Raw genomic sequence first — 25,099 nt, forward strand, 5'->3', positions numbered from 1 at the left:
TGCGGGTTTTTGCAGTCACCTTAAAGCGCGTTAATGACGCTTATGTTTCAGAGCGGTGTACCGAGCAAAACGTTGGATGGCGCAAACTGCACCCGCACCGGTTTATTGGTGGCGAGGCCGAGGTTTTTCAGGTGCAGCGGCTCGGCCAGTGCGCACAGCGTCTGGCCATTGGGCAGGCCGATCCGCACTTCACTGGGGCCGTCTTCGGCGTCGAGGATTTCTTCGATGATGCCAGTAAAGTCGTTGTGGCAAGGTGCTGCAGGGTCTTCGATGGCAAGCAGGTCGAGCCAACCGGCCTTGATCAGAGCGACGACTTCGGTGCCGGTTTCCAGCTCCAGGCGCAGTGTGCTGTCGTGAGTGATCTGCGCAACGAGGATCAAGCCTTCAGCCAGTTCCAGGCGGATCAGGTCGTTGCGTCCCTGAACTTCGATTTCCACAACCTTGCCGTGCAATTGATTGCGTGCGCTGGTTCTGAGCATCAGGCGGCCGAGCAAATTAAGATCACTGGCGTCTTCGGCAGCTTCCAGCACCTGCGCCTGCAACGTTTGCAGCTTTTGATACAGGCGCAACACACGCTCGCCTTCGCTGGACAGCTTGGCGCCACCGCCGCCCTTGCCGCCGACACTGCGCTCCACCAGCGGTTTCTGCGCGAGGTTGTTCAGCTCGTCGATGGCGTCCCATGCCGCTTTGTAGCTCAGGCCCGCACTTTTCGCGGCGCGGGTGATCGAGCCCTGCTCGGCAATGTGTTGCAGCAATGCAATGCGCTGCGGGCGACGGACAATGTGCTGGGACAACAGCGTAGGCAAGGACATGGCAAGGCGCTTTGGCTAGTGACGATGGTGAGGACGTTGGCGGCTTGATGTCTGGGAGTCAAGTCAGCCACGGCTGCTCAGGGTTTTGTGTCTCCCTATCAAACCGCGTCGCCGGGTTTTGGCGTGCGTGCCAGGCAATAGACATCGACCCGCGAGGCGCCGGCGCTCATTAGCAGACGGGCCAGTGCCTGGGCCGTGGCGCCGGTGGTCAACACGTCGTCCACCAGCGCCAGGTGGCGACCTTTGATCGGCGCGCCCGGTGTCAGTGCGAATGCGTTGAGCAGGTTTTTTTTACGGTCGTCGGCCTTGAGCTCTTGTTGCGCGCTGGTGTCTTGAACCCTCTTTAGCAGCGTTTCATCGCAAGGAATATTCAGACTGGCGCTGAGCCAGCGAGCCAGCATTGACGCCTGGTTAAACCCCCGTTGACGCAGACGCTTAGCAGCGAGCGGAACGGGGACCAACGCATCCGGCCGTTGCAGCGCTTCATCGAAGCGATATTGCAGGGATTGCGCTAGAAGTTCGGCGAGCAGGCGACCAAACGGCCACTTCGCGCCGTGCTTGAACCGGGTGATCAGGCTGTCGACCGGAAAGCCGTAGGTCCACGGTGCGATCACCTGTTCGAAGGGCGGCGGTTGCTGCAAGCACTGGCCGCACGTCAGGCCTGCCGCGGGGAGCGGCAGGGCGCAGGTCTGGCAATGATCGCCGAGCCAGGGCAGTTCCGTTTCGCAGGCCATACAGATCGGCGTGGCATCTTCGGCCGCCTCGCCGCAGAGCAGACAGAATTGTTTGTTTTTTAACCAGATGTAAACCGGTCCTTCGTATCGTGGTTGACAGCGCATCACTCTTCCTTAAATATGCCGAACATCCGTGTCGCGTCTGTGGGTATTCCGTCCCCCGACCGCTTGCCCAGCATAAAACAAAGGAAACGCCCATGAGCGCCAGCACCTCTGCAACCCTGCGTCATGACTGGTCTTTGGCCGAAGTCAAAGCACTCTTCGTTCAGCCATTCAATGACCTGCTGTTTCAGGCGCAGACCGTGCACCGCGCGCATTTCGACGCCAACCGCGTCCAGGTTTCCACGCTGCTGTCGATCAAAACCGGCGCCTGCCCGGAAGATTGCAAATATTGTCCGCAGTCCGGTCACTACAACACCGGCCTGGAAAAAGAAAAACTGATGGAAGTGCAGAAGGTCCTCGAAGAGGCCGCTCGCGCCAAGGCCATCGGTTCGACCCGTTTCTGCATGGGCGCGGCGTGGAAACACCCGTCGGCCAAAGACATGCCGTACGTGCTGGAGATGGTCAAGGGCGTAAAAGCCATGGGCCTGGAAACCTGCATGACCCTCGGGCGTCTGGATCAGGACCAGACCGAAGCGCTGGCCAAGGCCGGCCTCGACTACTACAACCACAACCTCGATACCTCGCCGGATTTCTACACCAGCATCATCACCACCCGCACTTACAGCGAGCGCCTGCAAACCCTGGCCTACGTTCGTGACTCCGGGATGAAGATCTGCTCCGGTGGCATCCTCGGCATGGGCGAAACCCTCGATGACCGCGCCAACCTGCTGATCCAGCTGGCCAACCTGCCGGAGCACCCGGAATCGGTGCCGATCAACATGCTGGTGAAGGTTGCTGGTACGCCGCTGGAAAATGCCGAAGACATCGACCCGTTCGATTTCATCCGCATGCTCGCGGTTGCGCGCATCCTGATGCCGCAATCCCACGTGCGCCTGTCCGCCGGCCGCGAGGCCATGAACGAGCAGATGCAGGCCCTGGCATTCTTCGCCGGTGCGAACTCGATTTTCTACGGCGACAAACTGCTGACCACCGCCAACCCGCAGGCCGACAAGGACATGCAACTGTTCTCGCGCCTGGGCATCCTGCCGGAAGCGCGCGAAGAGCACGCCGACGAGGTGCATCAAGCCGCCATCGAACAGGCGCTGGTGGAGCAGAAGAGCAGCGAGCAGTTCTATAACGCGGCTGTTTGACCGTTTCACCGCTCCCGCTGATTGAAGTGCAAAACCCCTGTAGGAGCGAGACCGGCTTGTCGGCGATAGCGGTATGACATCCAATAACGATGTCGACTGACACAATGCCATCGCGAGCAGGCTCACTCCCACAAGGGAACTGTGTCATTTGATAGTCGAGGCCTGCATGTCTTTCGATCTCGCCGCACGCCTTGCTGCCCGTCGTGCCGAAAATCTCTACCGCCAACGCCCATTGCTCGAAAGCCCTCAGGGCCCGGAAGTGGTGGTCGATGGCCAGCCGTTGCTGGCGTTTTGTAACAACGATTACCTGGGCCTGGCCAATCACCCGCAAGTGATCGAAGCCTGGCGCGCCGGGGCGTCCCGTTGGGGTGTCGGCGGCGGCGCTTCGCACTTGGTCATCGGCCACAGCACGCCACATCATGAGCTGGAAGAAGCGTTGGCGGACCTGACTGGCCGCCCGCGCGCCTTGCTGTTCACCACCGGTTACATGGCCAACCTGGGCGCGGTCACCGCGCTGGTCGGGCCGGGCGATACGGTGCTGGAAGACCGACTCAATCACGCTTCGTTGCTCGACGCCGGGTTGTTGTCCGGCGCGCGATTCAATCGTTATCTGCACAACGATGCGGCGAGCCTGGCCAATCGTCTCGAGAAAGCCACCGGCAATACGCTGGTGGTGACCGACGGCGTGTTCAGCATGGACGGCGACATTGCTGACCTGCCGGCATTGGCTCGGGAAGCCAAGGCCAAAGGCGCGTGGTTGATGGTCGACGACGCGCACGGTTTCGGTCCGTTGGGTGCCAACGGCGGCGGGATCGTCGAGCATTTCGGCTTGAGTCAGGAAGACGTGCCGGTGCTGGTCGGTACCCTCGGCAAAGCATTCGGTACGGCGGGCGCGTTTGTCGCCGGCAGCGACGAGCTGATCGAGAGCCTGATCCAGTTCGCCCGTCCGTACATTTACACCACCAGCCAGCCGCCGGCCCTGGCCTGCGCGACGCTGAAAAGCCTCGAGTTGCTGCGCACTGAACATTGGCGACGTGAACATCTGAAAACGTTGATCCGGCAGTTCCGCCAAGGCGCCGAGCAGATCGGCCTGGAGTTGATGGACAGCTTCACGCCGATTCAGCCGATCATGATCGGCGATGCCGGGCGTGCGATGCGACTCTCGCAGATGCTGCGTGAACGCGGGTTGATGGTCACTGCGATTCGTCCGCCGACCGTGCCTGCCGGCAGCGCCCGTCTGCGTGTGACCCTGACCGCTGCCCACAGCGAGGCGCAGGTGCAGCTATTGTTAAATGGACTGGCCGATTGTTTTCAACAACTGGGACCGGAGCCAAGCCATGCGTGATCGTCTGATTCTGCTGCCCGGCTGGGGCCTCGGGATTTCTCCGCTGGAGCCCTTGGCGGCTGCGTTGCAGGGGCTGGATGAACACCTGCGTGTCGAGATCGAACCGTTGCCGGAGCTGGAATCCAGCGACCTGGAAGAATGGCTCGAAGAGCTGGATTCGACCGTGCCTCAGGATGCGTGGCTTGGCGGCTGGTCCCTCGGCGGCATGCTTGCCGCCGAGTTGGCGGCACGTCGTGGTGATCGTTGCTGCGGCTTGCTGACCCTGGCGAGCAATCCATCGTTTGTTGCCCATGAGCAGTGGCCGAGCGCGATGCCCGGTGAAACCTTTGATGCGTTTCTGGCAGGCTGCAATGCCGATCCCCGTCTGACGTTGAAACGCTTTTCGCTGCTTTGCGCGCAAGGCGCCGAAGACCCGCGCGGGCTGTCGCGGCTACTGCTCGGTGGTGCGCCAAACGCCTCTGCTGCGGTGTTGATGAGCGGCCTGGAGCTGCTTGCACAACTGGATACCCGTCAGGCGTTGCAGGCCTTTCGAGGTCCGCAACTGCACCTGTTCGCCGGCCTCGACGGGCTGGTGCCGGCCGAAGCGGCGGGGGACTTGCTGATGCTGCTGCCGGACGTCGAAATTGGCCTGATCGAACAGGCCAGCCACGCGTTTCTTCTGGAAGACCCTCACGGTGTGGCGGGGGCGATCCAGGCCTTTTTGCATGAGTTCGGTGATGACTGATTTATCTCTTCCCAACCTGCCGGGTGGTTTGCCCGACAAACGCCAGGTGGCGGCGTCCTTTTCCCGTGCGGCGGCCAGCTACGACAGCGTGGCCGAATTGCAACGTGACGTCGGCAGTCAGTTGTTGAGCCGTTTGCCGAGCGATTTTGTACCGGGTCGATGGTTGGATCTTGGGTGTGGCACCGGGCATTTCAGTCGTGTGCTGGGTGAGCGTTTTCCGGCCGGTCACGGGGTGGCGCTGGACATTGCCGAAGGCATGCTCGATCACGCGCGTCCGTTGGGTGGCGCCACGCATTTTATCGCTGGTGATGCGGAGCGGCTGCCATTGCAGGATTCGACCTGTGATTTGATCTTCTCCAGCCTGGCGGTGCAGTGGTGCGCGGACTTCGCGGCGGTGCTCAGTGAAGCCCATCGCGTGCTGAAACCTGGCGGAAAATTTGCGTTTGCTAGTCTGTGCGTGGGTACGTTGTTTGAGCTGCGAGACAGTTGGCGTCAGGTCGATGGCATGGTGCACGTCAACCGCTTCCGCGAGTTCGGGGTTTATCAACAACTGTGCGCGGCGAGTGGCTTGCAGGTCGCGAGTCTGCAAACCCGTCCTCACGTGCTGCATTACCCGGATGTGCGCAGCCTGACTCACGAACTCAAGGCGTTGGGCGCGCACAACCTCAACCCCGGTCGGCCGGGTGGTTTGACCGGCAGGGCGCGGATTCTCGGCCTGGTCGAGGCGTATGAGCAGTTTCGTCAGGCCCAAGGCCTGCCGGCGACTTATCAAGTGGTGTATGCCGTTTTGGAGAAACCCTTATGAGCGCAGCGTATTTCATCACCGGGACTGACACCGATGTCGGCAAGACCACCGTGGCTGCGGGTTTGCTGCATGCTGCGCGGTTGGCAGGCTTGAGTACGGCGGCGGGCAAACCGGTGGCTTCCGGTTGCGACGTGACGCCCAAGGGTTTGCGCAACGCCGATGCGTTGGCGCTGCTGGCGGAATGTTCGGTGCCGCTGACCTATGCACAAGTCAATCCAGTGGCCTTCGAACCGGCCATCGCTCCGCATCTGGCGGCGCGCGAGGCCGGGGTGGCGTTGACGGTGCAATCGTTGCTGGTGCCCATGCAGCAGATTCTGCAGATGCAGGCAGATTTCACCCTGATCGAAGGCGCCGGCGGCTGGCGCGTGCCGCTGGCGGATCAGGACAACCTGTCGGACCTGGCCATGGCGCTGGGTCTGCCGGTGATTCTGGTGGTCGGGGTGCGGTTGGGCTGCATCAATCATGCACTGCTGACGGCCGAGGCGATTGCGCAGGACGGTTTGCAACTGGCGGGTTGGGTGGCCAACATCATCGATGCCAAGACTTCACGCCTGGAAGAAAACCTGGCCACGCTGGCCGAGCGGATTCCTGCGCCGTGCCTGGGGCGCGTACCAAAACTCAAGGTGGTGACGGCTGAGGCGGTGGCGGAACACCTTCAACTGGATTTGCTGGACTGAAGTTGCACGCGCGGGTTTTAACTATGACAAGGCACTGTGCCATTAGTGTTTTTGTCGGGCCTTTTGCGGGCGGCTCTGGTTCAATGGCCACTATTGATCCTATGCAGGACGAGTTCTCCCATGGAAATCTCAGGAAGTAGCGCTTTTTATGCCGGTCTGAGCACTATTCAGACAGGGCAGAACCGTGTTGATCAAGCCTCGGGCCAGATCGCCAACACTATGGTCGAGCGTTCGGTGACCAGCCAGTCCTCCGATGCTCAGGTCAATCGCCTGCGTTCTGTTGATCGCAGCCAGCAGTCGGACCTCGCCAGCAACATGGTCGAGATGGCTCAGGGCAAGTTTCAGGTTGAGGCCGGTGTCAAAGTTGCCAAAGCTTCCGATGAAATGCTCGGTACGCTGATCGACACCTTCGCTTGATCATTCGCTGAAACCGCTCTGCCAACGCCGCGACCCTTCGCGGCGTTTTTGTGCGTAAGTCCTTCTCCCCCAACCAAACTTTTCTGCAGGGCGTGTTGCTCAGTCAACGGCGTTGTGTTGTCGCGTGTGCGGCATTGTGCGGGGAGTGATGACGAACGGCAAAAGATCGGCGCTTGACAAGATTTGGGCGTAAACGTATGTTTCAAACAACTGTTTGACCGTCACAACAAATCAACGCGGTCGTTCATTCCCGGTTACATCAGCAGAGGTTTATCGCTATGCCTGACTACAAGGCCCCCTTGCGTGATATTCGCTTCGTTCGTGACGAACTGCTCGGCTACGAAGCGCACTATCAGAGCCTTCCGGCTTGCTCGGACGCAACTCCGGACATGGTTGACGCCATTCTCGAAGAAGGCGCCAAGTTTTGTGAGCAGGTACTGGCTCCGCTGAACCGCGTGGGTGACACCGAAGGCTGCACCTGGAGCGAGTCCGGCGTTAAAACCCCGACCGGTTTCAAAGAAGCCTACAAACAATTCGTCGAAGGCGGCTGGCCAAGCCTGGCCCACGACGTAGAGCACGGCGGCCAAGGCCTGCCGGAGTCTCTGGGTCTGGCCGTCAGCGAAATGGTCGGCGAAGCCAACTGGTCGTGGGGCATGTACCCAGGCCTGTCGCACGGTGCGATGAACACCATCTCCGAGCACGGCACGCCTGAGCAACAACACGCCTACCTGACCAAACTGGTGTCTGGCGAATGGACCGGCACCATGTGCCTGACCGAGCCACACTGCGGCACCGACCTGGGCATGCTGCGCACCAAGGCCGAACCTCAGGCTGACGGTTCCTACAAAGTCTCCGGCACCAAGATCTTCATCTCGGCCGGCGAACACGACATGGCCGACAACATCGTCCACATCGTGCTGGCCCGCCTGCCGGATGCTCCGGCTGGCACCAAAGGCATCTCGCTGTTCATCGTTCCGAAATTCATGCCGAACGAAGACGGTTCGATCGGTGCCCGTAACGCCGTGACCTGTGGTTCCCTGGAACACAAAATGGGCATCCACGGCAACGCCACCTGCGTGATGAACTTCGACGCGGCCACCGGTTTCCTGATCGGCCCGGCGAACAAAGGCCTGAACTGCATGTTCACCTTCATGAACACCGCACGCCTGGGCACCGCGCTGCAAGGTCTGGCCCACGCCGAAATCGGCTTCCAGGGCGGCCTGAAATACGCTCGCGATCGTCTGCAAATGCGCTCGCTGACTGGCCCGAAAGCGCCGGAAAAAGCCGCTGACCCGATCATCGTGCACCCTGACGTGCGCCGCATGCTGTTGACCATGAAAGCGTTCGCCGAAGGCAACCGCGCAATGGTTTACTTCACCGCCAAGCAAGTCGACATCGTCAAGTACGGCGTGGACGAAGAAGAGAAGAAGAAAGCCGACGCGCTGCTGGCGTTCATGACGCCAATCGCCAAAGCCTTCATGACTGAAGTCGGTTTCGAATCCGCTAACCACGGCGTGCAAATCTACGGCGGCCACGGCTTCATCGCCGAGTGGGGCATGGAGCAGAACGTTCGCGACAGCCGTATTTCGATGCTGTACGAAGGCACCACCGGCATCCAGGCACTCGACCTGCTGGGCCGTAAAGTGCTGATGACTCAAGGCGAGGCCCTGAAAGGCTTCACCAAGATCGTCCACAAGTTCTGCCAGACCAACGAAGGCAACGAAGCCGTTCAGGAATTCGTTACGCCGCTGGCTGCACTGAACAAAGAATGGGGCGAGTTGACCATGAAGGTTGGTATGGCGGCCATGAAAGACCGCGAAGAAGTCGGCGCGGCCTCCGTGGACTACCTGATGTACTCCGGTTACGCCTGCCTGGCCTACTTCTGGGCTGACATGGCGCGTCTGGCTACTGAAAAACTGGCTGCCGGCACTACCGAAACGGCGTTCTACACCGCCAAGCTGCAGACTGCGCGCTTCTACTTCCAGCGCATCCTGCCGCGTACCCGCACGCACGTTGTAACCATGCTGTCGGGCGCCAACAACCTGATGGACATGAAAGAAGAAGACTTCGCGCTGGGCTACTAAGCCTTAACGCGGTCTTTTAAAAAGCCGCTGCTCCTTCGGGAGTGGCGGTTTTTTTTGCACTCGGCTTTGGTGAAAAAAAACCGTGGTTGGGGCCGTTTCCCCGTCTCTTATAACGACCTTTGGTGGGCGAACCGTGCATGACTGGATGCCCGGATAGAAGTCATTAATGCGGCGTCAAAAAAACCTTATCAAATCACTCAGAAAATCGGAGGTACTGCCGTTAAAGTAGTGGGCACAATGCCATCTATAGACATGACGGGTCGGAGCTTTACCCTTGCCGCGTTCTTCCGCTGTACGTTTCAGTCATTTTCTACCGTCACTTCTGCTTTTGCTTGCGGGGCTGGCGGCTGCTTACGTCAAGGACCTGAACGTCTTCTTCACTTCGCTGTTCAACGTGCTGCCGACGTTGGTGCTGTTGCTCGGCGGCGCTTATTGCGCGGTTTACCGACGTCAGCGTGAACTGTTTCTGATGGTCACGGTGTACATCGCCTACTACCTGCTCGACACCCAGACCGACTATTACCGCGACAACGGCAGAGTGCGTGAAGACGCCGCCGTGGTCTTTCACCTGTGCTGCCTGTTGTTGCCGCTGATGTTTGGCGTATTCGCGGCGTGGCAGGAGCGTACCCATCTGTTCCAGGACATGGTCGCGCGTTTCGCGGTGTTGCTGGCCGTCGGCAGCGTGGCATTGGGCCTGGAGCAAAGTTACCCACAGGCGCTGTTGATGTGGCTGTCGGAAATCCGCTGGCCGGCCCTGCATGGCGCGTGGATGAGCCTGATTCAGTTGTCTTACCCGGTGTTTATCGCTTCGTTCCTGCTGCTGAGCTGGCAATACTGGCGTAACCCGAGACCCTTGCATGCCGCCCAACTGGTGGGTTTGCTCGGGTTGTTCTGGGCGTTGCCGAAGACGTTCATCCTGCCGTTTACCCTGAACATCATGTGCAGTCAGGTGATGTTGATGATTGCGGCGGCCGTTGCCCATGAAGCCTATCAAATGGCCTTCCGCGATGAGCTCACCGGTTTGCCCGGCCGCCGCGCGTTGAACGAGCGCATGCAGCGCCTGGGGCGCAATTACGTGTTGGCCATGAGCGACGTCGACCACTTCAAGAAATTCAACGACACCCATGGCCATGACGTCGGCGATCAGGTGTTGCGACTGGTTGCCAGCAAACTGTCGAAAATCGGCGGCGGCGGTAGGGCGTATCGCTACGGCGGTGAGGAATTCGCGCTGGTGTTCGCGGGCAAGACGCTTGAAGAGTGCATGCCGCATCTGGAAGTCATCCGTGAATCCATCGCCACTTACAACATTCAACTGCGTAACCAGGACAACCGCCCTCAGGATGACCAGCAAGGTCGTCAGCGTCGTGCCGGATCAGGGGCTTCGAGTGTGTCGGTGACCGTCAGCATCGGCGTCGCCGAACGCGTGGAACAACGCAACCCGGAAAAAGTGCTCAAGTCCGCCGATGAGGCGCTCTACGCGGCCAAAGGCGCCGGGCGAAACTGCGTGGTGGCTTACGGACAGAACCGTCGTGGTGCGGTGCGCGAGGCGGCAGCGGGTTGAGTGATGATGGCGCATTCAGCGTCTGGACAGTGATTGTGAGGCGTGGTCGGCGGCAGTAGGTTTGATCAATCTGCTGCCGGAGAAATGACCATGCCCGAATACAAAGCTCCCCTGCGCGACATGCGCTTTCTGATCGACCACGTCTTCGATTTTCACAGCAATTACGCCGCACTGGGTGCTACGGATGCCAGCCCGGACATGGTCAATGCGATCCTCGAAGAGGGTGCGAAATTCTGCGAGAACGTTCTCGCACCGCTCAATCGCAGTGGCGACGAAGAAGGCTGCCATTTCGACAATGGCGTGGTGACAACGCCTACAGGCTTCAAGCAAGCCTTCGCACAATACGTGGAAGGTGGCTGGCATGGCCTGGCGGCTGATCCCGCTTACGGCGGCCAAGGTTTGCCAAGTTCGCTGGGGTTGGTCATCAGCGAGATGGTCGGGTCCAGCAACACCTCTTGGGGCATGTACCCGGGCCTGACCCACGGCGCGATGTCGGCGATCCACGCCCATGGCACCGAAGAACAGAAAGACACCTACCTGAGCAAACTCACCGCTGGTCAATGGACCGGCACCATGTGCCTGACCGAAGCCCATTGCGGCACAGACCTGGGCATCATCAAGACCCGCGCCGTGCCTGCCGCCGATGGCAGTTACGCGATCTCCGGCAGCAAGATTTTCATCTCGGCCGGCGAACACGACATGAGCGACAACATCATTCACCTCGTGCTGGCGAAACTGCCGGATGCGCCTGCGGGCACCAAGGGCATTTCGCTGTTCATCGTTCCAAAATTCCTGCCCGATGCCGACGGTGAAGCGGGCGAGCGCAACGGCGTTTCCTGCGGCTCGATCGAGCACAAAATGGGCATCAAGGCCTCGGCCACCTGCGTGCTCAACTTCGACGAGGCCAAGGGCTTCCTGATTGGCGAACCGAACAAGGGCCTGAACTGCATGTTCACCATGATGAACCATGCGCGTCTCGGCACCGGAATGCAGGGGTTGTGCCTGGGGGAGGCGAGTTTTCAGGGCGCGATCAAGTACGCCAACGACCGCTTGCAAATGCGTTCGCTGACCGGCCCGAAAGCACCGGAAAAAGTCGCCGACCCGATCATCGTTCATCCCGACGTGCGCCGGATGTTGCTGACCATGAAGGCCTTCAACGAAGGCAATCGCGCGCTCACCTATTTCACCGCGCAGTTACTCGATGTCGCCCATTTGAGCCCGGATGAAACCGCGCGGCAGGACGCCGAAGACCTGTTGGCGTTCCTGACGCCGATCTGCAAGGCCTTCATGACCGACACCGGTCTGGAAGTGACCAACCACGGCATGCAGGTGTTCGGCGGACACGGTTTCATTCGTGAGTGGGGCATGGAGCAGTTGGTTCGCGATTGCCGGATCGCACCGATCTATGAAGGCACCAACGGCATTCAGGCACTGGATTTGCTCGGGCGTAAAGTGCTCGGCAGCCAAGGCAAACTGCTGCGCGGCTTTACCAAAATCGTTCACAAGTTCTGCGCGGCGAACGCCGATCATCCGCAACTCGCCAGCTACGTGGCGCAACTCAATGGGCTGAATCAGCAGTGGGGCGAAGTGACCACGCAGGTCGGCATGGCGGCGATGAAAAACCCGGATGAAGTGGGCGCTGCGTCCGTGGATTACTTGATGTATAGCGGTTACATCATCCTCGGCTACTTGTGGCTGCGCATGGCGCTGGTGGCTCAGTCACAACTGGATGCAGGCAGCGGCGATGCCGATTATTGCCGGGGCAAACTGGCGACCAGCGAGTTTTACTTCAGGCGATTGCTGCCGCGCACTGCCGCCCATCGCGCAGCCATTGAAGCGGGTAGCGATTGCCTGATGAAGCTGCCGGCGGAGTTGTTTGCGCTGTAGTCGTCCCGTTACGTTTAACGGAAGCCCGCCTAGTGCGGGCTTTTTGCTGATGACTAAAAATTACAAAAGGGTCACTAGCTGACCCTATGTGTCGCAAAAGTTGTTGGGTTACACTCGGACCTAACGAAAACACTCTTCCTACGAATCACCTGTAAAGATCTTGCGAGGTTTGCCATGGCTGACTACAAAGCGCCCCTGCGCGATATGCGCTTCGTCCTCAATGAAGTATTCGAGGTCGCCAAACTCTGGGCCGAGTTGCCTGCGCTGGCCGAGACCGTCGATGCGGAAACCGTTGAAGCCATTCTTGAAGAAGCCGGCAAGGTCACCAGCAAAAGCATCGCGCCCCTGAGCCGTGCGGCTGACGAAGAAGGTTGCCATTGGGCGGACGGTGCCGTCACTACGCCGGCAGGTTTCCCACAGGCTTATCAGACTTACGCTGAAGGCGGTTGGGTCGGTGTCGGTGGCGATCCGACCTACGGCGGCATGGGCATGCCCAAGGCGGTTTCGGCTCAGGTCGAAGAAATGGTCAACTCCGCGAGCCTGTCGTTTGGTCTGTACCCGATGCTGACCGCCGGTGCCTGCCTGTCGATCAACGCGCACGCCAGCGAAGAGCTGAAAGCCGCTTACCTGCCGAACATGTACGCCGGCGTCTGGGCCGGCTCGATGTGCCTGACCGAGCCGCACGCCGGTACAGACCTGGGGATCATCCGCACCAAAGCCGAGCCTCAGGCCGACGGTTCCTACAAAGTCAGCGGCACCAAGATCTTCATCACCGGCGGTGAACACGATCTGACCGAGAACATCATTCACCTGGTACTGGCCAAGTTGCCGGATGCACCGGCGGGTCCGAAAGGCATTTCGCTGTTCCTGGTGCCGAAGTTCATGGTCAATGCCGATGGCAGCCTGGGCGCGCGCAACCCGGCGACCTGCGGTTCGATTGAGCACAAGATGGGCATTCAGGCATCTGCGACCTGCGTGATGAACTTCGACGAAGCCGTGGGCTATCTGGTTGGCGAGCCGAACAAAGGCCTGGCGGCGATGTTCACCATGATGAACTACGAACGTCTGGGCGTCGGCATCCAGGGCCTGGCCTCTGGCGAGCGCTCTTACCAGAATGCCATCGAATACGCCCGCGACCGTCTGCAAAGCCGTTCGCCGACTGGCGCGCAGAACAAGGACAAAGCGGCGGACCCGATCATCGTCCACCCCGACGTGCGTCGCATGCTGTTGACCATGAAAGCCTCGAACGAAGGCGGCCGTGCGTTCTCGACGTACGTGGCCATGCAACTGGACACCGCCAAGTTCAGCGAAGACCCGACCACCCGCAAACGCGCGGAAGACCTGGTGGCGCTGCTGACCCCGGTGGCCAAGGCGTTCCTGACGGACCTCGGTCTGGAAACTACCATTCACGGCCAGCAGGTGTTCGGCGGCCACGGTTACATTCGTGAGTGGGGCCAGGAGCAACTGGTTCGTGATGTGCGCATCACCCAGATTTACGAAGGCACCAACGGCATTCAGGCGCTGGACCTTGTCGGGCGCAAGATTGTTGGTAGCGGCGGGGCGTTCTACAACCTGTTCGCCGACGAGATTCGTCACTTCACCGCGACGGCCAGCGCTGACCTGGCTGAGTTCACCAAGCCGCTGAACGATGCCGTGACCACCCTTGACGAACTGACGGCGTGGTTGCTGGATCGGGCGAAAAACAACCCGAACGAAATCGGCGCGGCCTCGGTCGAGTATCTGCAAGCCTTCGGTTATGTGTCCTATGCGTACATGTGGGCACTGATGGCCAAGGCAGCCTTCGGCAAAGAAGCGCAAGACGATTTCTACGCGAGCAAACTGGGCACGGCGCGGTTCTATTTTGCACGCCTGCTGCCGCGTATCCACTCGTTGAGCGCGTCGGTGAAAGCCGGTAGCGAGTCGCTGTTCCTGCTGGATGCGGCGCAGTTCTGACAATGTAACGTCATGTAAGCATTCGCTTACATGACGTGCTGCTCTTCTCCCATAGATGAAGATTGGATCCACAGCTAATCTACTTCTCATGGACGTCGCGCAGGAAGCGCAAAGCAACAACACGGACACGTAGGATTCTGCCAGGACGGCGGAGCGAAATGGATGTCAGGGAAACAGTCTGCAAAGCCCCGCTTCGGCGGGGTTTTCTTTTGCCCGCAGAAAAGTAGTCAGCTCAGCCCATTCAGGGGTGTCGAGCCTTCGTTCGGTCCATTCATCACTTCTTCCAGCAAGGTCCGCAACAGGGCCAGTGATGCTTGTTGCCGTTGCACATCGCGACACACCAACCCGACTTTCAATGGCACCCGTGGCTCGGTCAGCGGTTTCCAGAGCAGTTCGTTGTTGTCCAGCAGCTTCTGCGAGCGCCCGGGCAGGACGGTTGCCAACCGGGTGTGCGGCAGGCTGTCGAGAATCCCCGCCATGTTGTTCAGTTCAGCCTGCACTTGCGGGCGTCGACCCAGGCTGGCCAGTTGCGTCTGCCAGATCTGCCGCACCTGAAACTCTTCACCCAGCAGCAACATCGGCAACTCGGCGGCCTGACTCATGGAGACTTTCTTGAATTCGCGCAGCGGGTGATCCGCCGGGATGACCAGTGTCAGTTCATCTTCATACAGCATCACGCCGTGCAGCCCCGGCTGACGGGGTGGCAGGTAGCTGATGCCGATGTCCAGCGACCCATTGAGCAGCCGCCGTTCGATCTCCAGTCCCGTCAGTTCATAGATCTGCACCACCAAGTGCGGCTGCGCCTTGCGCACGCGCTCAAGCATCTGCGGCACCAGGCTGGTGTGGACGGTTTGCAGCACGCCAATGGCCAGGGTGCGCAGCGCTTGGCCCTTGAAGGTGCCCAATGCTTCACGCGCCCGTTGCAGGCCATCGAGCAAGGGCAGGGCGTGGTTGTACAGCGTGTGAGCGGCCAAGGTCGGCAGCAAGCGTTTGCTACTGCGCTCGAACAGGCTCACATCGAGATCTTTTTCGAGCTGGCGAATCTGTTGGGAGAGTGCCGGTTGGGAGATTGAAAGCCGCTCGGCGGCCCTGCCCACATGGCCCTCTTCGTAGACCGCGACGAAATAACGCAGTTGTTTGAAATCCATAAGTTTTGCTTATTGAAAATACTGGGAAATCGAAATGGCTCAAGGCCTTGCATGAGCCTAGTCTAACCGCATTCACAAGGCTTGCAGGGCCATAGAGCGCGATGACTACCGTTTACGCCGAGAGTGTTTACATAGGTAAGGCAAAACACCTCGAACGAGGTTTTTTCGGATGAATTTGTTCAACTTACGGCGCAACGCTCCCAGCCTTGATGACTTGGGCGAGGACACTTTCCTGCCGTCCCGAAGTGACAATCTTTCCAGCGAATGCCTGATGCCCAGTGTCGAGCGGCCGAAACAGATCTTTGTGCGCGGTCAGGGCTCCTGGTTGTGGGACAGCGACGACCGCGCCTATCTGGATTTTTCACAGGGTGGCGGGGCCAATAGCCTCGGACATAGCCCTTCGGTACTGGTCAATGCGATTACGGCGCAGGCTCAATCGCTGATTAACCCCGGCTTCGGCCTGTATAACCGCGGCATGCTCAACCTCGCCGAGCGGCTCTGCGTCACCACCGGCAGTGACCAGGCGTACCTGCTCAACAGTGGCAGCGAAGCCTGTGAAGCGGCGATCAAACTGGCGCGCAAGTGGGGCCAGCAACATCGCGGTGGTGCATCGCGAATCGTCGTGGCCAACAACGGTTGCCATGGTCGTAGTCTCGGGACGATTCCGGCGTCGGACAGTTCCAGGCTGACCAACCGCTTCGAGCCGCAACTTCCGGGCTTCAGCCATGTGCCGTTCAATGATCTGGCCGCGCTACACGCCGCCGTAGACGCCCGGACCGTGGCGATCATGCTTGAACCGATCCAGAACGAAGCCGGGGTAATCCCCGCCACCGAACATTACCTCAAGGGTGTCGAACGCCTGTGCCGTGAGCTCGGTATCCTGTTGATCTTCGACGAAGTGCAAACCGGTCTCGGTCGCCTCGGCACCTTACTCGCGGAACAGTCCTACGACGTGCGCGCCGATATCGTCGTCCTCGGCAAAGGCCTTGGCGGTGGCGTGCCCTTGGCGGCGCTGCTGGCGCGAGGCAAGGCTTGTTGTTTCGACGTCGGCGAGCTGACGGGCACCCATCATGGCAATGCGCTGATGACCGCTGCGGGTCTGGCTGTGCTCGATAGCGTGCAGGACAAGGGTTTTCTCGAGCATGTCAGGGAAACCGGCCAGCACTTGCGTGAAGGCCTGGCACGTCTGGCTCATCGCTATGGCCACGGCGAACTGCGTGGTCAGGGCTTGCTCTGGGGGCTGACCCTGTCCGACGATTCGGCTGAAGCCGTGGTCAAGGCCGCATTGTACGAAGGCCTGCTACTCGACGCCCCGCAAGCCGATTGCCTGCGTTTCACCCCGGCGCTCAGCGTCAGCAAGGCGAACATCGACGAAATGCTCCTGCGCCTGGCCCGCGCCTTTTCCCGAGTGCGTACCGCACAACTGCAATGCCGCAAAGGGATTGCCGTCTGATCAGAACCGCCCTACACGAATTCCCGAACCGTCTCGCGGTATAACGCATCGCCCCACGTTTGATTCTTTTGACGTGGGGCGTTTTTTTGTCCACAGATTCATTTGGATATCGGTATTCAGTGAGCATTCGCACTGAACCCTGACGAACGGTGTTGGTCGATTAGCAGTAAGGCTCACACGAGCCCACTTCAACTCAGGAGCTGCCCCATGGACTTCATTCGCATCATCATCGCCATTCTATTGCCGCCACTGGGTGTGTTTCTGCAAGTCGGTTTCGCTGGCGCGTTCTGGCTGAATATTCTGCTGACGTTGTGCGGTTACATTCCTGGGATCGTGCATGCGGTCTACATCATCGCCAAACGTTGAGTGTCACGGTGTCAGATAGATCGCTTTCGTCGGCAAGCCAGCTCCTGCAGGGATCTCACAGGTCCTGTAGGCGCTGGCTTGCCGGCGATTGAAGCGACGCGGTTTCAGCTTTCGAGCGCCATCACCCGCCGATAAAACAACCATTCCTGCTCCAGCGCGTGTGCCTGATTGCCGGCCTTGCGGAAGCCGTGACGTTCGTCTGCGTAATAATGTGCTTCAACCAGAATGCCGTTTTTCTGCAGCGCCTCGACCATGTCGCGGGTCTGTTGCGGCACGACCACGGCGTCCAGTTCGCCCTGAAAGAAAATCACTGGCACGCTGATGTTGCTCGCATGCAGCAATGGCGTGCGTGCGGCGTAGCGCTCGACATCCTTGTCAGGATCACCAATCAGCCAATCCAGATAATCGCCTTCAAACTTGTGGGTCGCACGGCCCAGTGCGACGGGATCGCTGACGCCGTAGAGGCTGGCGCCCGCACGGAAGACCTGCTGAAACGCCAACGCACACAGCGTGGTATAGCCGCCGGCACTGCCACCGCGAATAAATGCCTGGTCACCGTCGATCAATCCGCGTTCGGCGAGATGGGCGACCACCGCGCAGGCATCTTCCACATCCACATCACCCCAACTCAAATGCAACGCCTGGCGGTAAGCGCGGCCGTAGCCGCTGCTGCCTCGGTAGTTGAGGTCGGCCACGGCGAAGCCGCGTTGTGTCCAGTACTGGATGCGCGGATCGAGCATCGGGTAGCACGCCGATGTCGGGCCGCCGTGGATGAACACCACCAGCGGCGGCTTTGCTTCGCCAGTCATCGCCGGGTAGAAAAAACCGTGAGCCTCGCCTGCACCGCTCGGGTAGCGCAAGGTTTGCGGGACGCTGATTTTCTCGGCGGGTAATGGTGCGACTCCCCCGGCCAAGACCTTGACCTGTCGGGTTTTGCGGTCAATGGCGATCACGGCTGACGAGCTGACCGGCGAAGCGGCGATGCAGTAGATGAATTGATCATCCAGTGCGAGATGTCGGAATCGGCTGTAGTCCCCGGTGAAGTCTTCTGTGGTGTCACCCCCAATGCCCAGTCGGCCGAATCCGTCTTCGGTCCAACTGGCCAGGTAGCTGTTTTCACTCAAGGGCAGCCAAGTACAACCCCCCAACTGCCAGGGCGCGGGCCCATGATCAGCCGCAGCGCCGGGCAGCGGACGCAACGCATTGGACGACTCGACCCACGGCTGCCAGTAGCCGCCATGATCCGTCAGACAATACAGACGACCACTGTCATCGAATCGCGGTTGTTGCAGCGACTCCTGAACACCATCGCCCGCCACACAGCGGGCTTGAGCGAAACGGCCATCGCTCTGGCGGTCGGCAACCATCAGGCGAGTCGCGGTCCATGGTTGGTCCGGGCGACTCCACTCGATCCAGGCCAACCGTTGAGCGTCAGGGCTCAACGTCGGTGCGGCATAAAAGTCCGCACCTTCGGTCAACAGATGACGTGCGCCGTCCACCAGATCGATGGCCACCAGACGATGCCGATCCCGATGTTCTTCAACGGCCAACACTTGCCCGTTGGCAAACTGCAGATCGCCGTAGCGGCATTCACCGGATGTCAGCACTTCGGGCGTTTCGCCTGCCAGCGATTGGCGATACAACTGCTGATCCGTCTCGTTGACGAAAACCACCCCGTCATCTGTCAGACAGAACGCTCCGCCGCCATATTCGTACACCCGGCTGCGCACGCTGAAACCCACCGGCGTCAGGCAGTGCGCCTGGCCATCGCGCCAATGCCAGATGCGGCAAGCGGCGTCCTCGGGGCGGTACTCGTTCCAGAACAGGCCATGCTGGCCAACCTGTAGTTCGGCAAAGTCGACACCGGCAGCGACCGCTTTGGCGGCGCTGAAGGGGTCAGCTTTTTGCGATGAGGCGGGAGTTTCGTTCATTGCGAAAGGCCAGTTGTTCGATGGTCTGGGTCGCGTGCTCGGCTTCTTCGCGGGCCTTGAGAATCACGCCGTGATGTTCCGACTTGCTGCACACCGGGTCGGCGTTGCTGGCGTCACCCGTGAGCATGAATGCCTGGCAACGGCAGCCGCCGAAGTCCTTCTCTTTTTCGTCGCACGAGCGGCATGGCTCGGGCATCCAGTCGTAACCGCGAAAGCGGTTGAAGCCAAACGAGTCGTACCAGATGTGCTGCATGCTGTGATCGCGCACGTTGGGAAACTGTACAGGCATCTGTCGGGCGCCATGACACGGCAGCGCAGTTCCGTCTGGCGTGACTGTCAGAAAAATACTGCCCCAGCCATTCATGCAGGCTTTCGGGCGTTCTTCGTAGTAGTCCGGCGTGACGAAAATCAGCTTGCACGGATGCCCTTCGGCTTCGAGTTTGGCGCGGTATTCGTTGGTGATGCGTTCGGCGCGGACCAGTTGTTCCTTGGTTGGCAACAGTCCGACCCGATTGAGCTGCGCCCAACCGTAAAACTGGCAGGTGGCGAGTTCGACGAAGTCCGCCTCAAGGGCGATGCACAGCTCGATGATCCGGTCGATCTTGTCGATGTTGTGCCGATGGGTGACGAAATTCAGCACCATCGGATAGCCATGAGCCTTTACCGCGCGAGCCATTTCCAGCTTCTGCGCGAAAGCCTTTTTCGAGCCGGCCAGCAAGTTGTTCACTTGCTCGTCGCTGGCCTGGAAGCTGATCTGTATATGGTCCAGGCCGGCCTTCTTGAAGTCGCTGATTTTCTGCTCGGTGAGGCCTATGCCGGAGGTGATCAGGTTGGTGTAGAAACCCAACTTGCGCGCTTCGGCAATCAGCTCGGCGAGGTCCTGGCGCACCAGCGGTTCTCCGCCGGAAAAGCCCAGCTGCGCGGCGCCCATTTCCCGCGCTTCGCGGAACACTTTGATCCACTGCTCGGTGCTCAGCTCTTTGCCTTGCTCGGCAAAATCCAGCGGATTGGAGCAGTACGGGCATTGCAACGGGCAGCGGTAGGTCAGTTCGGCCAGCAGCCACAGCGGCAGACCGATTTCCGGTTTGGGCGGTAACGTGTCTGACACGGAATCAGGCAAGTTCGATCCAGTGCTGAGCACGGGCGACCTCCATGAATTGCTCGATGTCGTCACCGAGCTCCGGCACGCCGGGGAACTGCGCGTCCAGTTCGGCGATGATCGCCGCGACATTACGTTCACCGTCGATCAAACCACCGATCAGCGCGGCGCTTTCATTGAGCTTGATCATGCCTTCCGGGTAGAGCAGCACATGGCCTTTCTGCGCCGGTTCGTACTGAAAACGGTAGCCGGGGCGCCAGGTCGGGGTCTTGCTGCGATCGAAACTCATAAGGTGATTCCTTTATGCCAGACCCGTTGCTCGGTCACGCTGTGATACGGCGGGCGTTTCAGTTCGTAGGCCATGCTCATGGCATCGAGCATGCTCCAAAGAATGTCCAGTTTGAACTGGAGAATTTCCAGCATGCGCTCCTGGCTGTCCCGCGTCGTGTAGTGCTGCAACGTGATCGCCAGACCGTGTTCCACGTCGCGGCGCGCCTGGCCCAGGCGGGTGCGGAAATATTCGTAACCGGTCGGGTCGATCCACGGGTAATGCTGCGGCCAGCTGTCTAGGCGCGATTGGTGGATCTGCGGCGCGAACAGCTCGGTCAGTGAGCTGCTGGCGGCTTCCTGCCAATTAGCCCGGCGGGCGAAATTGACGTAGGCGTCCACGGCGAAACGTACGCCGGGCAGCACCAGTTCCTGGGAGCGCAGTTGATCCGGGTCGAGGCCGACGGCTTGGCCCAGACGCAACCAGGCTTCGATACCGCCGTCTTCACCGGGGGCGCCGTCATGGTCGAGCAGGCGTTGAATCCACTCGCGGCGGATCTCGCGGTCCGGGCAATTGGCAAGGATGGCGGCGTCCTTCAGGGGAATGTTCACCTGATAGTAGAAGCGGTTTGCGACCCAGCCCTGGATCTGCTCGCGGGTCGCCCGGCCTTCATACATCGCCACGTGGTACGGGTGATGGATGTGGTAGTAGGCGCCCTTGGCGCGCAGGGCCACTTCGAATTCGGCGGGGGACATTGCGGTGTCAGTCATTTCGGTCTCCGGGTGCAGCCGGTGGATTTTGTGGCGTCTGGATCGGCCTCATCGCCAGCAGGCTGGCTCCCACAGTTGATCGCATTCCCCTGTGGGAGCCAGCCTGCTGGCGATAGACCGTGCAGCGGTCTCGATGCCCTACAACACAATACTCATGCCGTCATACGCCACTTCAACATCACGCCGAACCAGCTCGGCACGCTCCGGCGAATCCTCATCAAGGATCGGGTTGGTGTTGTTGATGTGAATAAGCACCTTGCGCTGCTTGGGCAACTGTTCCAGCACTTCCAGCATACCGCCGGGGCCGTTCTGCGCCAGGTGACCCATCTCCCGGCCGGTGCGGGTGCCGACGCCACGGCGCTGCATTTCGTCGTCGTCCCACATCGTGCCGTCCACCAGCAGGCAGTCGCTGCCGGCCATGATCTCCAGCAGCGGCGCGTCGACCTTGCCCAGGCCCGGCGCGTAGAACAGCTTGCCGCCGGTACTCAGGTCTTCAACGATCAACCCGATGTTGTCGCCCGGATGCGGGTCGAAGCGGTGCGGCGAATACGGCGGCGCAGCGCTGCGCAGCGGCAGAGGGGTGAAACGCAGGCTCGGGCACGCCGGGATGGTGAAGCTTTGGTCGAGCTCGATGCGGTTCCAGTTCAGCCCGCCGTTCCAGTGGGTCAGCATGGTGAACAATGGGAAACCGGTGCTCAGGTCTTCATGGACCATGTCGGTGCACCAGACGTTGTGCGGGCAACCCTCGCGCAGGCTGAGCAGGCCGGTGGTGTGATCGATCTGGCTGTCCATCAGGATGATCGCGCTGATGCCGGTATCGCGCAGGGCGCGGCCCGGTTGCATCGGGGTGAAACTCTGGAGCTGGGCACGGATGTCCGGCGAGGCGTTGCACAGCACCCAGTTCACGCCGTCATCGGAAATCGCGATGGACGATTGGGTCCGCGCCTTGGCGTTCAGGCTCCCGTCGCGAAAACCCGCGCAGTTCACGCAGTTGCAGTTCCACTGGGGGAAACCGCCGCCAGCGGCGGAACCTAGAATCTGGACAAACATGGGTGCTCCATCATTTCAACGCTGAAAATAAAAACGCCTCGGCAAACCGAGGCGCTGAACGGCAGGACAAACTTAGCGGCTTGCGAAGTACATGGTGACTTCAAAGCCGATACGCAGGTCGGTGTAAGCAGGTTTGGACCAGGACATGGGAGCGCTCCTTCAGGTGATGGGACGGTTGAGATCTATACATATAGTCCACCTCCAGCCGGAGATGTTCAGATAGTTAGGTGGCTATGTTACTCAAAATTACAGAGCGATTGGCCTGCAATCTCGGAAAAAGCTAATTGCAGCAGCGGTAATGATCATTTTGTCACTTGCCAAGGTGCTTGCGGTTCCGAACTGCTGGCCAGACCGCGCCAGCCGCCTTCGGCGTTCTTCAGTCGATAGGCGGCGGCCAGCAGGGCGGAGCGGTCGGTGGCCAGAATCGATAAGGTCAGCTGCGACAGGTAATCCGACGAGCGGCCGGCCAGCGTGCCTTGCCAGAGCAGTTCGGCAGCCTGGGCCAAGGGTAAGGCGGCTATGTCGAATTGATCGGCCAACGCCTGGCGCTGGGCGATGAACGCCGCCTCGTCGATCCCTTCGACCAATCCGGGCAGGTCGCTCAGGAAGCACTCCATGTGTTCCAGCAACTTCAATGGCGAGGTGCCCGGAGACTGCACGCCAAGCAGGATTCCGGTCTGCCCGTGGATCTGACGCAGTGCGCTGAACACCGCGTAACCCAATTGCAGCTCCACGCGCAGGCGCTGATAGATCGGCGTCTGACAGACAAGCGCCAACAAACGCCAGGCGGCTTCGTCGCAGATGTCCTGGGTAGCTGTCGGACAGAACAGCAACAACGCATGTTCGCGGGAGTCGGTGTCGAGCGTTGTCCACAGTCGCTGCGAGTTGATCGAGACCGGCGTGGACGGTTGGGTGTCGGCAACGCCTGGCACCCGGCTCAGGGCCAAACCCATGGCTGCTTGAGTGTGTGCTGAAAGGCCTGTTGCCAGACCGTCCCAGCGCGCACTTGACCATAGCTGCTGCAGGTCTTCAGAGACACCGCTGCGCTCAAGGAGAAGATTGGGCAGTGCCTTGAGCAGGTGTTTAATCGGGATCAACGCAGGGCTTTTCGGTTCTTCCTGTGAGAAATCGCTGGCAGGTTGTGTCAGCTCTTTCTGTGCATGTGCGAGAACGCTCGGCATCGGTTCCTGCAGCCCCGTCATCTTCAGCAGCCATTCATTGCCCGATGCGCTGAAGGAAAAGTCGACGCCTGCCTGACGCGCTTCCTCGCGCAGTGGCTGCAGGCTGTTTTCCAGACGCTGTTGAAGGTGCCGATGAGGTTCGGCCTCGAGCCGCCAACGCAAATAAATCGCGCCTTCAGCGGTGTTATCCGGCAAAGCCTGGCTGAATTGCATTGGAGAACTTTCACGACGGCTGCGCGAACGGTCCTGGGCAAATGTGCGCAAGCCACGGTGCTTGCTGGTTTGCCCGCGAATCAGCCCGGCGTTTTGCGGCGGCGCTTCGGTGCGCAAGAAAGGATTCGGTGCCGGCAGTTGCCAGTCACCGCTGAAGTTATCCACAGCGCCGATTTTCTTCAGGATGCCCTTGAGCGCTGCAACGCCTTGCTCGGACAAGCCTGTTTCCAGCTGTTCGCTGTCGAGTCGGGCCAGTTGCAGCGCACCGCTGATTTGTTGCTGGCGCTGAAGCACGACCGCGTACTCTTCACGCAGAGCGGCCCAGTCTTGCTGCGAAGCAAAAAAGCCCAGCCAATCCAGCAGCTTCTCGTGCAGCACGCTCGCCGATGCGGTCGTTGTGAATTCAACGTGCAGCACGGCTTGTCCGGCAAATTGGTAGAGCAGCTCAGCGTTCAAGTGCTCAGCCAAGCCGCGTGCGCGCAATTCAGCCAGCAGCCCGCCGGGTTTCGAGGCGTTCAAACAATGGCACAGAAACGCCATGGCTTCGGTCGAAGAAGTGGGCAGCGATTCGAAGGTAAACAGCAGATCAAGCCTGCGTTCGTTCAGCTGTTGATAACTCGCGCCCGAAGATTCCATCAGCGGCACAGGCGCCTGTTGCGGGACGATTACTCCCACGGGGATCGCCGCGCCGAAACTCAGTGCCATTTGCTTCAGCTCTTCGATACTTTGCGGGCCGGCCAGGCTCAGCGTCATCTGCCCGGTCTGATAAAACCGTTGATGGAAATCTTTCAACGCATTCTGAAACTCTGGCTTCGGAACCGGCAGGCTGTCGCGGTTGCCAGCATGAAAGCCGCGCAACGGATGAGTTGGCGAAAGTCCATCGAACAGCGCCAGTTGCTGTTGTGCCGTCGCGTCCTGCGACCAGGCAACAAACTCTGCCTGCAACACTTCCCGTTCCCGCTGCTGATCGTCCGGATTCATACGCGGGTGAGCGAGCATGTCCGACAGACGCTCCAGCCCACCGCTGAATGCCTGAGGCGGCAGTTCAAAAAAGAAGTCGGTGGTGCGCTCGCTGGTCCGCGCATTCACCTGCCCGCCATGACCTTGCACGTAGGCCATCAGCCCTTGTTCCGCAGGAAAACGCTCGGTACCGAGAAACAACAGGTGTTCAAGAAAATGCGCCAGGCCGGGCCATGCCAGCGGCACATCATGACTGCCGGCAGCGACCCGCAACGCGGCCGCACAACGCTTCAGATTCGGGGCGTGACGCAGCGTCACCCGCAAGCCGTTGGCCAGGATTTCAGTGTGAGGGCGAGGGGGATTCAGCGCAGGCATGAGCACTTCCAGAACAGGGAAGCGCTAATGCTA

Annotated in this window: 22 protein-coding genes; 12 read left to right on the forward strand and 10 right to left on the reverse strand. The window is 60.1% G+C overall.

Annotated features, from left to right (window positions below; translation table 11 throughout):
* Positions 1 to 47: 47 nt before the first annotated feature.
* Complete coding sequence (locus F8N43_RS15520; protein ID WP_150633707.1) at positions 48 to 812, reverse strand: TOBE domain-containing protein; 765 nt, start codon at positions 810 to 812, stop codon at positions 48 to 50.
* 98 nt (positions 813 to 910) lie between these two features.
* Positions 911 to 1,651, reverse strand: a complete 741-nt coding sequence (locus F8N43_RS15525) for a ComF family protein (protein WP_150653999.1) — start codon at positions 1,649 to 1,651, stop codon at positions 911 to 913.
* Positions 1,652 to 1,743: 92 nt separating this feature from the next.
* On the opposite strand from F8N43_RS15525, the gene bioB reads away from it, so the two are divergent.
* The 10 genes from bioB to F8N43_RS15575 all read left to right on the forward strand — a co-directional run bounded on the left by bioB (position 1,744) and on the right by F8N43_RS15575 (position 14,252).
* On the forward strand, positions 1,744 to 2,799 hold the full coding sequence (bioB, locus tag F8N43_RS15530) for a biotin synthase BioB (RefSeq protein ID WP_150633705.1): 1,056 nt from the start codon (positions 1,744 to 1,746) through the stop codon (positions 2,797 to 2,799).
* A 166-nt stretch (positions 2,800 to 2,965) separates the two neighbouring features.
* Positions 2,966 to 4,144, forward strand: a complete 1,179-nt coding sequence (gene bioF / locus F8N43_RS15535) for an 8-amino-7-oxononanoate synthase (protein ID WP_150654000.1) — start codon at positions 2,966 to 2,968, stop codon at positions 4,142 to 4,144.
* Positions 4,137 to 4,868 (forward strand): alpha/beta fold hydrolase, encoded by a 732-nt coding sequence (locus F8N43_RS15540; RefSeq protein ID WP_150654001.1) that lies wholly within the window; start codon positions 4,137 to 4,139, stop codon positions 4,866 to 4,868. The genes bioF and F8N43_RS15540 overlap by 8 nt, the downstream gene beginning before the upstream one ends.
* Positions 4,861 to 5,673 (forward strand): malonyl-ACP O-methyltransferase BioC, encoded by an 813-nt coding sequence (gene bioC, locus F8N43_RS15545; protein ID WP_150654002.1) that lies wholly within the window; start codon positions 4,861 to 4,863, stop codon positions 5,671 to 5,673. The genes F8N43_RS15540 and bioC overlap by 8 nt, the downstream gene beginning before the upstream one ends.
* Positions 5,670 to 6,350, forward strand: coding sequence for a dethiobiotin synthase (gene bioD / locus F8N43_RS15550; protein WP_150633701.1), 681 nt, complete (start codon positions 5,670 to 5,672; stop codon positions 6,348 to 6,350). Before bioC ends, bioD begins: the two co-directional genes overlap by 4 nt.
* A gap of 120 nt (positions 6,351 to 6,470) precedes the next feature.
* The gene (locus F8N43_RS15555) at positions 6,471 to 6,767 is read left to right on the forward strand and encodes a pyrroloquinoline quinone biosynthesis protein PqqE (protein WP_150633700.1); all 297 of its coding nucleotides are present in this window, start codon (positions 6,471 to 6,473) and stop codon (positions 6,765 to 6,767) included.
* Between the two features lie 278 nt (positions 6,768 to 7,045).
* Complete coding sequence (locus F8N43_RS15560) at positions 7,046 to 8,851, forward strand: phenylacyl-CoA dehydrogenase (RefSeq protein WP_150654003.1); 1,806 nt, start codon at positions 7,046 to 7,048, stop codon at positions 8,849 to 8,851.
* Positions 8,852 to 9,125: 274 nt separating this feature from the next.
* Positions 9,126 to 10,412 (forward strand): GGDEF domain-containing protein, encoded by a 1,287-nt coding sequence (locus F8N43_RS15565; protein WP_150633698.1) that lies wholly within the window; start codon positions 9,126 to 9,128, stop codon positions 10,410 to 10,412.
* 90 nt (positions 10,413 to 10,502) lie between these two features.
* Complete coding sequence (locus tag F8N43_RS15570; RefSeq protein ID WP_150654004.1) at positions 10,503 to 12,299, forward strand: acyl-CoA dehydrogenase C-terminal domain-containing protein; 1,797 nt, start codon at positions 10,503 to 10,505, stop codon at positions 12,297 to 12,299.
* Between the two features lie 174 nt (positions 12,300 to 12,473).
* Complete coding sequence (locus F8N43_RS15575; protein ID WP_150633696.1) at positions 12,474 to 14,252, forward strand: acyl-CoA dehydrogenase C-terminal domain-containing protein; 1,779 nt, start codon at positions 12,474 to 12,476, stop codon at positions 14,250 to 14,252.
* Between the two features lie 227 nt (positions 14,253 to 14,479).
* Here the strand turns inward: F8N43_RS15575 and F8N43_RS15580 are convergent, their stop codons facing one another.
* The gene (locus F8N43_RS15580; RefSeq protein ID WP_150633695.1) at positions 14,480 to 15,400 is read right to left on the reverse strand and encodes a LysR family transcriptional regulator; all 921 of its coding nucleotides are present in this window, start codon (positions 15,398 to 15,400) and stop codon (positions 14,480 to 14,482) included.
* Positions 15,401 to 15,569: 169 nt separating this feature from the next.
* Between F8N43_RS15580 and F8N43_RS15585 the strand changes: the two genes are divergently transcribed.
* Complete coding sequence (locus F8N43_RS15585; protein ID WP_150633694.1) at positions 15,570 to 16,853, forward strand: aspartate aminotransferase family protein; 1,284 nt, start codon at positions 15,570 to 15,572, stop codon at positions 16,851 to 16,853.
* A 207-nt stretch (positions 16,854 to 17,060) separates the two neighbouring features.
* On the forward strand, positions 17,061 to 17,219 hold the full coding sequence (locus F8N43_RS15590; protein WP_007904205.1) for a YqaE/Pmp3 family membrane protein: 159 nt from the start codon (positions 17,061 to 17,063) through the stop codon (positions 17,217 to 17,219).
* Positions 17,220 to 17,323: 104 nt separating this feature from the next.
* Here the strand turns inward: F8N43_RS15590 and F8N43_RS15595 are convergent, their stop codons facing one another.
* From F8N43_RS15595 to pqqF, 7 genes are all read right to left on the reverse strand, one after another.
* Positions 17,324 to 19,150: a S9 family peptidase gene (locus F8N43_RS15595; protein ID WP_150654005.1), complete on the reverse strand. Its 1,827-nt coding sequence runs from the start codon at positions 19,148 to 19,150 to the stop codon at positions 17,324 to 17,326.
* Complete coding sequence (pqqE, locus tag F8N43_RS15600) at positions 19,116 to 20,258, reverse strand: pyrroloquinoline quinone biosynthesis protein PqqE (RefSeq protein ID WP_191623747.1); 1,143 nt, start codon at positions 20,256 to 20,258, stop codon at positions 19,116 to 19,118. The genes F8N43_RS15595 and pqqE overlap by 35 nt, the downstream gene beginning before the upstream one ends.
* 4 nt (positions 20,259 to 20,262) lie before the next feature.
* Entirely contained in the window at positions 20,263 to 20,538 is a 276-nt protein-coding gene (pqqD, locus tag F8N43_RS15605) for a pyrroloquinoline quinone biosynthesis peptide chaperone PqqD (RefSeq protein WP_150633691.1), read from the reverse strand.
* Positions 20,535 to 21,287: a pyrroloquinoline-quinone synthase PqqC gene (gene pqqC / locus F8N43_RS15610; protein WP_150639130.1), complete on the reverse strand. Its 753-nt coding sequence runs from the start codon at positions 21,285 to 21,287 to the stop codon at positions 20,535 to 20,537. Before pqqC ends, pqqD begins: the two co-directional genes overlap by 4 nt.
* 138 nt (positions 21,288 to 21,425) lie before the next feature.
* Entirely contained in the window at positions 21,426 to 22,337 is a 912-nt protein-coding gene (gene pqqB, locus F8N43_RS15615) for a pyrroloquinoline quinone biosynthesis protein PqqB (RefSeq protein WP_150639131.1), read from the reverse strand.
* Between the two features lie 72 nt (positions 22,338 to 22,409).
* Positions 22,410 to 22,484: a pyrroloquinoline quinone precursor peptide PqqA gene (gene pqqA, locus F8N43_RS15620; RefSeq protein WP_009045898.1), complete on the reverse strand. Its 75-nt coding sequence runs from the start codon at positions 22,482 to 22,484 to the stop codon at positions 22,410 to 22,412.
* Positions 22,485 to 22,639: 155 nt separating this feature from the next.
* Positions 22,640 to 25,066, reverse strand: a complete 2,427-nt coding sequence (gene pqqF, locus F8N43_RS15625; RefSeq protein WP_150654006.1) for a pyrroloquinoline quinone biosynthesis protein PqqF — start codon at positions 25,064 to 25,066, stop codon at positions 22,640 to 22,642.
* Positions 25,067 to 25,099: the final 33 nt, after the last annotated feature.

The sequence above is a fragment of the Pseudomonas fluorescens genome (assembly GCF_902498065.1).
Lineage (GTDB): Bacteria > Pseudomonadota > Gammaproteobacteria > Pseudomonadales > Pseudomonadaceae > Aquipseudomonas > Aquipseudomonas fluorescens_BJ.

Coding starts and splice junctions, on each gene's coding strand:
- F8N43_RS15520 (WP_150633707.1), bottom strand. CDS start 812: ATGTCCTTGCCTACGCTGTTGTCCCAGCACATTGTCCGTCGCCCGCAG.
- F8N43_RS15525 (WP_150653999.1), bottom strand. CDS start 1,651: ATGCGCTGTCAACCACGATACGAAGGACCGGTTTACATCTGGTTAAAA.
- bioB (WP_150633705.1), top strand. CDS start 1,744: ATGAGCGCCAGCACCTCTGCAACCCTGCGTCATGACTGGTCTTTGGCC.
- bioF (WP_150654000.1), top strand. CDS start 2,966: ATGTCTTTCGATCTCGCCGCACGCCTTGCTGCCCGTCGTGCCGAAAAT.
- F8N43_RS15540 (WP_150654001.1), top strand. CDS start 4,137: ATGCGTGATCGTCTGATTCTGCTGCCCGGCTGGGGCCTCGGGATTTCT.
- bioC (WP_150654002.1), top strand. CDS start 4,861: ATGACTGATTTATCTCTTCCCAACCTGCCGGGTGGTTTGCCCGACAAA.
- bioD (WP_150633701.1), top strand. CDS start 5,670: ATGAGCGCAGCGTATTTCATCACCGGGACTGACACCGATGTCGGCAAG.
- F8N43_RS15555 (WP_150633700.1), top strand. CDS start 6,471: ATGGAAATCTCAGGAAGTAGCGCTTTTTATGCCGGTCTGAGCACTATT.
- F8N43_RS15560 (WP_150654003.1), top strand. CDS start 7,046: ATGCCTGACTACAAGGCCCCCTTGCGTGATATTCGCTTCGTTCGTGAC.
- F8N43_RS15570 (WP_150654004.1), top strand. CDS start 10,503: ATGCCCGAATACAAAGCTCCCCTGCGCGACATGCGCTTTCTGATCGAC.
- F8N43_RS15575 (WP_150633696.1), top strand. CDS start 12,474: ATGGCTGACTACAAAGCGCCCCTGCGCGATATGCGCTTCGTCCTCAAT.
- F8N43_RS15580 (WP_150633695.1), bottom strand. CDS start 15,400: ATGGATTTCAAACAACTGCGTTATTTCGTCGCGGTCTACGAAGAGGGC.
- F8N43_RS15585 (WP_150633694.1), top strand. CDS start 15,570: ATGAATTTGTTCAACTTACGGCGCAACGCTCCCAGCCTTGATGACTTG.
- F8N43_RS15590 (WP_007904205.1), top strand. CDS start 17,061: ATGGACTTCATTCGCATCATCATCGCCATTCTATTGCCGCCACTGGGT.
- F8N43_RS15595 (WP_150654005.1), bottom strand. CDS start 19,150: ATGAACGAAACTCCCGCCTCATCGCAAAAAGCTGACCCCTTCAGCGCC.
- pqqD (WP_150633691.1), bottom strand. CDS start 20,538: ATGAGTTTCGATCGCAGCAAGACCCCGACCTGGCGCCCCGGCTACCGT.
- pqqC (WP_150639130.1), bottom strand. CDS start 21,287: ATGACTGACACCGCAATGTCCCCCGCCGAATTCGAAGTGGCCCTGCGC.
- pqqB (WP_150639131.1), bottom strand. CDS start 22,337: ATGTTTGTCCAGATTCTAGGTTCCGCCGCTGGCGGCGGTTTCCCCCAG.
- pqqF (WP_150654006.1), bottom strand. CDS start 25,066: ATGCCTGCGCTGAATCCCCCTCGCCCTCACACTGAAATCCTGGCCAAC.